Here is a 9861-nt window from a genome sequence, read left to right on the forward strand (position 1 = left end):
CCGGCAACCACACCGGTGGACCCCCCACCCGCAGGCCTCTGTCCACCACTCCCAGGAGGCTGTACGTTGCGTACGTCCACCCCCAACTCCCCCCACATACGCGGCAGATGGCGCCGCATCGGCTCCGCGGCCGCGGCCACCGCCGCCCTCGTGCTCGCCGGTCTCGGCAGCGCGGCCCACGCGGACGCGGCGACCGGCGGCACCCACAAGGTGAGCGCCAGGACGATCGCCGCGCAGGTGGCCAAGGCCCATGTGCGCTACGAGAACGCCTGCGCCGCGCACCCGAAGAAGGGCTACGCCTCCTGCAACGCCCTCCGGGTCACCGGCGGCACCACCGCCTTCATGGAGAAGCAGGCCGCGCTGAAGGGCGTCGCCCCGAAGACCGTGAAGCCGAACGCCGCCTCGGACGACCCGACCGGCTACGGCCCGAGCGACCTCCAGTCGGCCTACGGCCTGACGGACGCGGCTTCCTCGGCCGGCTCCGGCGAGACCGTCGCCATCGTCGACGCCTACGACGACCCCAACGCCGAGGCGGACCTGGCCACTTACCGCTCGTACTACGGCCTGCCCGACTGCACGACCGACAACGGCTGCTTCAGCAAGGTCAGCCAGACCGGCTCCACGACCTCCCTGCCCAAGGCCGACAGCGGCTGGGCCGGTGAGGAGTCCCTCGACCTCGACATGGTCAGCGCCGTCTGCCCGAACTGCAACATCCTCCTCGTCGAGGCGAAGTCCGCGAGCGACGCCAACCTCGGCACGGCGGTGAACGAGGCGGTCAAGCTGGGCGCCAAGTTCGTCTCCAACTCCTACGGCGGCTCCGAGTCCTCCTCGGACACCACCTACGACTCCTCGTACTACAAGCACCCGGGCGTCGCCATCACCGCGAGCGCCGGCGACGAGGGCTACGGCGCCGAGTACCCGGCCGCCTCCAAGTACGTGACCGCCGTCGGCGGCACCGCCCTGAAGACCTCCTCCAACAGCCGCGGCTGGACCGAGAGCGTCTGGGACACCAGCAGCACGGAGGGCACCGGCTCGGGCTGCTCGTCGTACGACGCCAAGCCGAGCTGGCAGACCGACACCGGCTGCAGCAAGCGGATGATCGCCGACGTGTCCGCCGTCGCCGACCCGGCGACCGGTGTGTCCGTCTACGACTCCTACGGCTCCGACGGCACCGGCTGGAACACCTACGGCGGCACCAGCGCCTCGTCGCCCATCATCGCCTCGGTCTACGCCCTCGCCGGCACCCCGGGCTCCAGCGACTACCCGGCCCAGTACCCGTACAACGCGGCCGGCACCTCCGCCCTCAACGACGTCACCAGCGGCAGCAACGGCACCTGCTCCACCAGCTACTTCTGCACCGCGAAGTCGGGTTACGACGGCCCGACCGGCTGGGGCACCCCGGAGGGCCTGGACGCCTTCACGGCCGGCTGACCGGAGCACGCACGACCTCCCCGAAGGGTCACGGGGAGCCGGCCGAGTGAGGAGTACGTGGGGTCTCCTCGGCGGCACGCAGGGGGAACGGGTCACGGCAGCCGGCCGCGACCCGTTTCCCATGCAACAACCTTGACTTTCCTGTGCGTTGGGTAAAGGCCCCGACCTTGTTCAGTAATCCGGAAGTCAGAATTCCGTACACCTCTTGTTGTCGCGTACTCAACAAGCGACAGTCGTGGGCGGGCCGCCGCCCCACCGCCGGGGAACCCGTACCGGCGGTTTCGCACCCGCACCGCCCCTGTTTCCACCCCACTCAGGAACATCAGGAGGCTGCACGATGCGTTCCACTCCCCCCAACAGACCGGCCGGCCACAGAGCCTGGCGCCGCATCGGGGCCGCGGCGGCCGCGGCAGCGGCCCTCGTGCTCGCGGGCTTCGGCACCGCCGTACAGGCCGACGCGGCCACCGCCCCGGCCAAGGTCACCTGGACCGCGACCCCCTGCGCCACCCCCAAGCACAAGGGCGAACTGGCCTGTAACTCCTACCGCGTGACCGGCGGACTCACCGCCTTCCAGAAGCAGCAGGCGGCCCGCACCGGGGTCACCCCGAAGGCCGCCGACGCCACCACGCCCTCCGGCTACGGCCCGAGCAACCTCCAGTCGGCGTACGGCCTGACCTCCGCCGCCGCCTCCAACGGCTCCGGCGAGACCATCGCGATCGTCGACGCGTACAACGACCCGAACGCCGAGTCCGACCTCGCCACCTACCGCTCCTACTACGGCCTGTCGGCCTGCACCACCGCCAACGGCTGCTTCAAGAAGGTCAGCCAGACCGGCTCCACCACCTCGCTGCCCTCCAGCGACAGCGGCTGGGCCGAGGAGATCTCCCTCGACCTCGACATGGCCTCCGCCATCTGCCCGAAGTGCAACATCCTCCTCGTCGAGGCCACCAGCGCCACCATGGCCAACCTGGGCAAGGCCGTGAACGAGGCCGTCACCCTGGGCGCGAAGTACGTCTCCAACAGCTACGGCGGCTCGGAGTCCTCCTCCGACACGTCCTACGACTCCTCGTACTTCAACCACCCGGGCGTCGCCATCACCGTCTCCGCCGGCGACAGCGGCTACGGCGCCGAGTACCCGGCCGCCTCCAAGTACGTCACCGCCGTCGGCGGCACCGCCCTGAAGACCTCCTCCACCACCCGCGGCTGGACCGAGACCGTCTGGAAGACCTCCAGCACCGAGGGCACCGGCTCCGGCTGCTCCTCCTACGACGCCAAGCCGAGCTGGCAGACCGACACCGGCTGCTCCAAGCGCACGATTTCGGACGTCTCCGCGGTGGCCGACCCGGCGACCGGCGTCTCGGTGTACGACTCCTACGGCGTCACCGCCGGCTGGTACACCTTCGGCGGTACGAGCGCCTCCTCGCCGATCATCGCGGGCGTCTACGCCCTCGCCGGCACCCCGTCCTCCTCCTCCTACCCCGCCTCCTTCCCCTACGCGAAGGCCGGAACCTCGGCGCTGAACGACGTGACCAGCGGCAACAACGGCTCCTGCTCGACCAGCTACCTGTGCACCGCCCAGTCGGGTTACGACGGCCCGACCGGCTGGGGCACCCCCGAGGGGGTCTCCGCCTTCACCGGCTGACCGACTGACCCTGCGTCACCGAGCGGGCCGCGGCCTCCCACCGCGGCCCGTTCGCGTTGCCGGGTTACCCTTCACCGGGAGAACATCGGCACGACCACTCACCCGACCGACCGTCAGAAACGGCGCAGGTCATAGAAGGGGTCAACGACGGAACCACACGACTGGTTCCGCGCAGGCCTCATTGCCCGGCGTGACCTGCCGTGATACACAGAGTTACCGTACGAGCTATTCGTACGAAACCCGCCAACCAATGACGTCAAGTCGACATGCGACGGCGACATTGTCGGCGACAATGAGCCTGACCTCTGCACCGAGGCAGGGGACGCGGAACCGGAACCACCGGATCGACCGGAACTACCCACCAGGGGCGGTGACTTACATGCTCTTTGCGGCCGACAAGGGAGACATCAACACCATCATCGGCGGGATCGCTCCGGACTGGGGCCCCTTCGGCAGCCTGGGCAACGAGGCGAAGGTGATGATCGAGGTCGTGATGGCCGTCGCCATCCTGCTCTGCCTCGGCATCGCGGTATGGGGCGCGGCCAAGCAGCGCATCGGTGCGACCGCCCTGCGCGACACCTTCAGCGCGGAACAGGGCAAGGGCCTCATCATCGCCGGCCTCACCGGCGTCTTCATCATCGGCTCACTGGGCACGCTCTTCACCATCGTGTACGGCATGGCCGTCTAGCAGACAACTCCTCCCCCACCCGCCCGTCGTGCTCACCGGCTGAGGTTGCGTTTCCCTGATGTCGAGTCACCACACCGCGCCCGCGCGGGAACCAGCACGGCTACCGTCGTATCTCTACGAGGTGGAGAGGGCGTACGCGGCATGAGTCTCGGAGACGAGGGGCAGACCCGGACCAGGCTGCCCGACGCGGGCGGCGACGTGTACGGGGGCGCGCGGCGGGGCGGCCGCTCGTCGTCCCGGGGCCTGGTGACGGTGGTCGGCGTGGTGGTCCTCCTGATCGCAGCGATCGCCTTCGCGAACCGCGGCGGCGACGACTCCTCGTCATCGACGGACACCAACGCCAACAAGCCGAAGAGCTCATCGACAGCGGCGACGGGAAAGAAACCGGTCCAGTCGAGAGCAGCGGGCATCCCCTCGGGCTTCGCCCACGACCAGCAGGGGGCGGAGAGCGCGGCGGCGAACTACGCGACGGTTCTCGTCTCGGCCGACATCCTCAAGCCGGCCCGGCGTACCGAGATCGTCCAGCAGGTCTTCGTCCCCGCCAAGCAGGCCACGCTGCAGCAGCAACTCGACAGCGCCTACTCCAGCGACTTCCTGAGCAAGATCGGCCTCGATGCCAACGGCAACGCGGCCGCGGGCAGCACCTATGTCTCCCGCACCGTGCCGATCGGCACCAAGACCACGAGCTACTCGGACACCACGGCCACGGCCGAGGTGTGGTGCACCGGGTTGTACGGCACCGCCGGCCAGCAGTCGACCAACCCGGTCACCAGCGACTGGTTCACCATGACGCTCCAGCTGAGCTGGTCCGGCGGTGACTGGAAGGTCGACAGCTTCTCCCAGAAGGACGGCCCCGCGCCCGTCCCCGGGGACAACAAGGCCTCCAGCGCCGACGAGATGTCCAAGGCCGTCGAGGAGTACGGAGGCTTCACCTATGCCCGGTAGCCGCGCACTCAAGGTCACCGCCGCCCTGACGGCCGTCCAGACCGCTGCCGTACTGTTCGCGACCCGGGCCGCAGCCGCCCCATCGCCGTCGCCGACGCCCTCGGACGACAAGTGCGACCTCATCGTCGGGCCCGCCAAGCAGTACTGCGAGCGCGGCAACGGCGACAAGGGCACCACCGGCGGCACCACCCCCAGCCTCACCTCCACCCTCGACCCGCTCGCCTCCCTGGGCCAGGGCTGTGCCAAAGCCGCATCCTGGACCATCGACAAGCTCAGTGATGCCGTCAAGGAGACCGCGAACGTCGACTTCACCAACCAGAAGTTCCTTCAGCAGTACGCCGTCGTCTTCGCCGCTTCCACCATCCTCACCCTCCTGCTGTGGCTGCTGGCCGTCGCCAAGCGGGCCGTCAGAGGCGTGCCGCTGAGCACCGCCATCTCCGAAGCCGTCGGGTTCCTCTGGCTGACCGTGCTGGCCTCCGCGTTCACGCCCCTCATCCTGTACACCGTCGTGTCCGCGGCGGACGGCGTCACCGACGTCCTCGCGAAGGCCACCGGCGACCAGACCGACGTGTTCTTCGGCACCTTCTCCGGCGCCCTGAACAAGGGCAACGACATCGGCGGCGGCCCCATCATGCTGATCGTCGTCTCCCTGGTCAGCATCCTCGCCGCCGGAGTCCTCTGGCTGGAGCTCGTCATCCGCGCCGCCCTGCTCTACGTCGGCGCCCTCCTCGGCACCGTCGTCTACGCCGGCCTCGTCGACAAGAACCTCTGGGGCCACGTCCGCCGCTGGGCCGGCATCATGATCGCGGTCATCCTCGTCAAGCCGATCATCGTGATCGTCCTGGGGCTGGCCGGAGCCCTGTCCTCCGACAATGGCCCGGACTCCTTCTCCGCAGTCGTCTCCGGCCTCGCCATCATCCTGCTGGCCATCTTCGCCAGCGCGATGATCTACCGCTTCGTCCCCGGCTTCGGCGACGAGATCGCCAGCGGCCGCAACAACCGCATCATGCAGGGCGCCGAGAGCAAGGCCGCCGCGGTCATCAGCTCCCCGGCGACCATGGTCGCCCAGGGCATCAAGACCCACAGCGCCCGCGCCAACGACAACGGAGGCGGCGGCCAGTCGTCGGGCGGCGGCGCCCGCCCGGCCAACCCGGCCAGCGGCGGTGTCGCCGCCCACAGCACCCGTACCCCGAACGGTGGTGGCGGCGGAACTGTCCCCTCCGCCGCACCCGCACCCCGTTCGGCGAGCCCGGTGAACACCCCGCACGCCAGCAACACCCGCAACAGCAGTACCAACCGCACGGGAGGTGAAGGGCGTTGACGACCGAGTCCCACCTGTCCCATCCGGTCACGCCCCGCCGTACATATCTCATCGGCCGCGCCCGGCCGAACGCGATCGTCGGCCGCAACCGCGAGTCCGGCGAGATCGCGCTGATCATCGTGGGCGCGTTCCTCGGCATGGTGTGCGGGCTCCTCGTCCCCGTCCTCTCCCTGCGCATCGTGCTGCTGATGGGCTTCCCGCTGCTCGCCCTGGCAGCGGTGTACGTGCCGTACAAGCACCGCACCTTCTACAAGTGGTTCGAGATCAACCGCAGTTACAAGCGCACCCTGAAGCAGGGCACGCTCTACCGGTCCGGAGTCATGGAGGCCGGCACCCGGCTGGACGGCCGTGAGGTCGAGATCGGCCCGCCGCCCGGCATCGGCCGCATCACCTGGCTGGCCGCCCCCTTCGGCCCCGACGAGATCGCCGTTCTCCTGCACGCGGACCGCCGTACCGTCACCGCCGCAATCGAGATCGAGGGCCCCGGCGTCGGCCTGCGCGACTCCGAGGACCAGGAAGCCCTCGTCGACCGCTTCGGCACCCTGCTCAAGCACGTGGCCAACGGCGACGGCTTCGTCACCCGCCTGCAGATGCTCGCCCGCACCCTCCCCGCCGACCCCGACGCCCACGCCAAGGACGTCGCCCTGCGCGGGGACGACAAGGCCCTGCCGTGGCTGCAGTCGTCGTACGACCAGCTGCAGTCCATGGTGTCCACCAGCAGCGAGCAGCACCGCGCCTATCTCGTCGCCTGCATGCACTTCACCCGCGAACTCGCCGCCGAGGCACAGGCGATGGCACGCGCCGCCAGGCCCCAGGCGGGCCGCAAGGTGGACCGGGACGCGGGACTCGCCGTCGTCATGGCCCGCGAGCTCACCGACATCTGCTCGCGCCTGCAGGAGGCGGACATCCGCGTCCGCCAGCCCCTCGGCCAGGGCCGGCTCGCCTCCCTCATCCACTCCATGTACGACCCCGACCACCCGATCGACCACATCCAGGCGATGACCAAGCGCAACGCCTGGCCGGCCGAGCTGGACGCCATGGAGCCGACGTACCTCCAGGCCAAGACCCGGGAGTCGAGCACGCGTGCGCCCTGGTGCCATGCCACCGCCTGGGTGAAGGAGTGGCCGATGACCCCGGTCGGCGTCAACTTCCTCGCCCCGCTCCTGGTCCACACCCCGGACGTCATCCGAACGGTCGCAGTGACGATGGATCTCGAGCCCACCGAGGTAGCCATCGAACGCATGCTGACCGAAAAGACCAACGACGTGGCCGAGGCCTCCCGCGCCGCCAAGATGAACCGCACCGTCGACCCCCGTGACATCGCCGCCCACAACCGCCTCGACCAGCGCGGTGAGGACCTCGCGAGCGGCGCGGCCGGCGTGAACCTCGTCGGCTACATCACCGTCTCCTCCCGCTCCCCCGAGGCCCTGGCCCGCGACAAGCGGACCATCCGGGCCTCGGCCGGAAAGTCGTACCTGAAGCTGGAGTGGTGCGACCGCGAGCACCACCGCGCCTTCGTGAACACACTTCCGTTCGCCACCGGCATCCGAAGGTAGGGACCAAGCATGCGGGATCCGCTGTCCGTCCTCACCGACGCCTTCACGTCCTTCCTCTTCGGGAAGGTCGAGACGACCCGCCTGCCGGTGCGCACCTCGACGGGCCAGGCCCAGGCGGTCTACCTGCCGACCGCCGCACCGGGCCTCGGCGACTCGGGAGTGATCATCGGCCGCGAGGTCTACTCCGGCAAGGGCTACATCTACGACCCCTTCCAGCTCTACGGCCAGCAGCTCCCCGCGCCCCACTGGCTGGTCCTCGGCGAGTCCGGCAACGGCAAGTCGGCGCTGGAGAAGACGTACGTCCTGCGCCAGCTGCGCTTCCGCGACCGCCAGGTCGTCGTCCTGGACGCACAGGGCGAGGACGGGGTCGGCGAGTGGAACCTGATCGCGGAGCAGCTGGGGATAACTCCCATCCGCCTGGACCCGACGGCCGCCCTGGACATGGGCATCCGCCTCAACCCGCTCGACCCCGCGATCACCACCACCGGACAGCTCGCCCTGCTCCGGACGATCATCGAGGTCGCGATGGGCCACGGCCTGGACGAGCGCTCCGGCTTCGCCCTCAAGGTCGCGCACGCCTACGTCAACGAGACCATCGTCGAACGCCAGCCGGTCCTCACGGACATCGTCGAGCAGCTACGGCACCCCGAGCCGGAGTCGGCCGAAGCGATGAACGTCGACATAGACGACGTACGGGCCTGGGGCCTGGACGTCGCCCTCGTGCTGGACCGACTGGTCGACGGTGACCTGCGCGGCATGTTCGACGGCCCGACCACCGTCGGCATCGACCTCGACGCGCCCCTCATCGTCTTCGACCTCTCCCACATCGACCGCAACTCCATCGCCATGCCGATCCTGATGGCGATCGTCGGAGTCTGGCTCGAGCACACCTGGATCCGCCCCGACCGCAAGAAGCGCATCTTCCTGGTCGAGGAGGCCTGGCACATCATCAACAGCCCGTTCGTGGCGCAGCTGTTCCAGCGGCTGCTGAAGTTCGGGCGCCGACTGGGTCTGTCCTTCGTGGCGGTGGTGCACCACCTGAGTGACGTCGTGGACGGAGCAGCGGCGAAGGAGGCGGCGGCCATCCTGAAGATGGCGTCGACGCGGACGATCTACGCCCAGAAGGCGGACGAGGCCCGCGCGACCGGCCGGGTCCTCGGCCTGCCCCGCTGGGCGGTGGAGATCATCCCGACGCTCACCCCGGGCATCGCGGTCTGGGACGTCAACGGCAACGTCCAGGTCGTCAAACACCTGATCACCGAGACGGAACGCCCCCTGGTCTTCACCGACCGCGCGATGACCGAGTCGTCCGCCGACCTCGAGCTGGCCGACGACGCGCTGCGCGCCGCCGAACTGGAGGCGGAGGAACGGGCGGCGGCCTTCGTGGAGCAGCACCTGAGCGACTACGACGACTCGTCCGAGTCGACGGTGGCGTAACGGCGGCGGGGAGGCGGACGTGGTGGGACCGGACGTTCGGAGACGGGACGAACGGGAGGGCCAGGGCGGCATCCCCGACGGGCTGCTGGTCGGCATACTCGCCTTCCTCCTCGGCATGACGCTGATGGTGTGGACGGCGACGGGCCTCGCGGGCCTGTTCGCCAAGGGCTCCTGGCCCGACGGGGTCTCCTTCACCCGCACCCCGCTCGCCATGCGCCACCTCATCGGCCGGCCCCACGACATCACCGGCGCCTGGCCGGACACCCCGACGGCCCAGCTGTCGGGGTACGGCCTGTTCTGGGGCCTGTTCATCGGCCAGCTGATGGTCCTCTTCGTCCTCACCGTCTTCGTCATGGGCACCCTGGCCCGCTGGCGCGCGGGCCGCGCCAGACGCCGCCTGGAGCACGCGGCGGCGGTGGAACGCGCCACGGCCGCGGCGACCGCCCCGGCCCCGGAGGCGACGGCACCGACGCCGCAGCCGCTGGACCGGCCGGCACCGCAGCCGACGGAGGTACGGCCGCCCCAACCGGCCGAGGTCCACGAGGTGCCGGTGCCTCGCACGGAGCCGCTCCTGCCCCAGCCGGCGGCCCCGATCCAGCTCGAGACGGCCGTCGCACCGGTAGCGGGCGGCTGGGACCGCGCCGAGGGCGCCGTGCACTACGCCCCACCCGCGAGCCGCCACACGACCGCGACCCAGGCCGTACGGGACGCGGAGGGCCCCGCCCTCGTCGTCACCTCGAACCCGTCCCTCTGGGCCGACACCAAGGACCCCCGGGCGAAACTGGGCCCGGTCCTCCTCTACGACCCCACCCACCGCTGCGACACCCCGGCCCGCCTCCAC

The 9861-nt window shown here is 70.1% G+C and carries 7 protein-coding genes and 1 pseudogene; all 8 read left to right on the top strand.

What is annotated here, in order from left to right:
• Nucleotides 1–66 precede the first annotated feature (66 nt).
• Nucleotides 67–1431 carry a S53 family peptidase gene (locus tag GRC12_RS37080; protein WP_208784535.1) on the top strand — a complete coding sequence of 455 codons (1365 nt, stop codon included), beginning with the start codon at nucleotides 67–69 and terminating at the stop codon, nucleotides 1429–1431.
• Between the two features lie 337 nt (nucleotides 1432–1768).
• The gene (locus GRC12_RS37085) at nucleotides 1769–3073 is read left to right on the top strand and encodes a S53 family peptidase (RefSeq protein ID WP_208784536.1); all 1305 of its coding nucleotides are present in this window, start codon (nucleotides 1769–1771) and stop codon (nucleotides 3071–3073) included.
• 379 nt (nucleotides 3074–3452) lie between these two features.
• Nucleotides 3453–3761 carry a hypothetical protein gene (locus tag GRC12_RS37090; RefSeq protein ID WP_014673544.1) on the top strand — a complete coding sequence of 103 codons (309 nt, stop codon included), beginning with the start codon at nucleotides 3453–3455 and terminating at the stop codon, nucleotides 3759–3761.
• A 141-nt stretch (nucleotides 3762–3902) separates the two neighbouring features.
• On the top strand, nucleotides 3903–4706 hold the full coding sequence (locus GRC12_RS37095) for a hypothetical protein (protein WP_208784537.1): 804 nt from the start codon (nucleotides 3903–3905) through the stop codon (nucleotides 4704–4706).
• On the top strand, nucleotides 4696–6027 hold the full coding sequence (locus GRC12_RS37100) for a hypothetical protein (protein WP_208784538.1): 1332 nt from the start codon (nucleotides 4696–4698) through the stop codon (nucleotides 6025–6027). The genes GRC12_RS37095 and GRC12_RS37100 overlap by 11 nt, the downstream gene beginning before the upstream one ends.
• The gene (locus tag GRC12_RS37105) at nucleotides 6024–7583 is read left to right on the top strand and encodes an SCO6880 family protein (RefSeq protein WP_208784539.1); all 1560 of its coding nucleotides are present in this window, start codon (nucleotides 6024–6026) and stop codon (nucleotides 7581–7583) included. The genes GRC12_RS37100 and GRC12_RS37105 overlap by 4 nt, the downstream gene beginning before the upstream one ends.
• A 9-nt stretch (nucleotides 7584–7592) precedes the next feature.
• Nucleotides 7593–9020, top strand: a complete 1428-nt coding sequence (locus tag GRC12_RS37110; RefSeq protein WP_133045784.1) for an ATP-binding protein — start codon at nucleotides 7593–7595, stop codon at nucleotides 9018–9020.
• A 22-nt stretch (nucleotides 9021–9042) separates the two neighbouring features.
• A pseudogene (locus tag GRC12_RS37115) lies at nucleotides 9043–9861 on the top strand (type VI secretion protein); the annotation flags it as partial.

Origin of the sequence: Streptomyces griseorubiginosus (assembly GCF_017614965.1) — a bacterium.
In the GTDB taxonomy this organism is placed as follows: domain Bacteria; phylum Actinomycetota; class Actinomycetes; order Streptomycetales; family Streptomycetaceae; genus Streptomyces; species Streptomyces griseorubiginosus_B.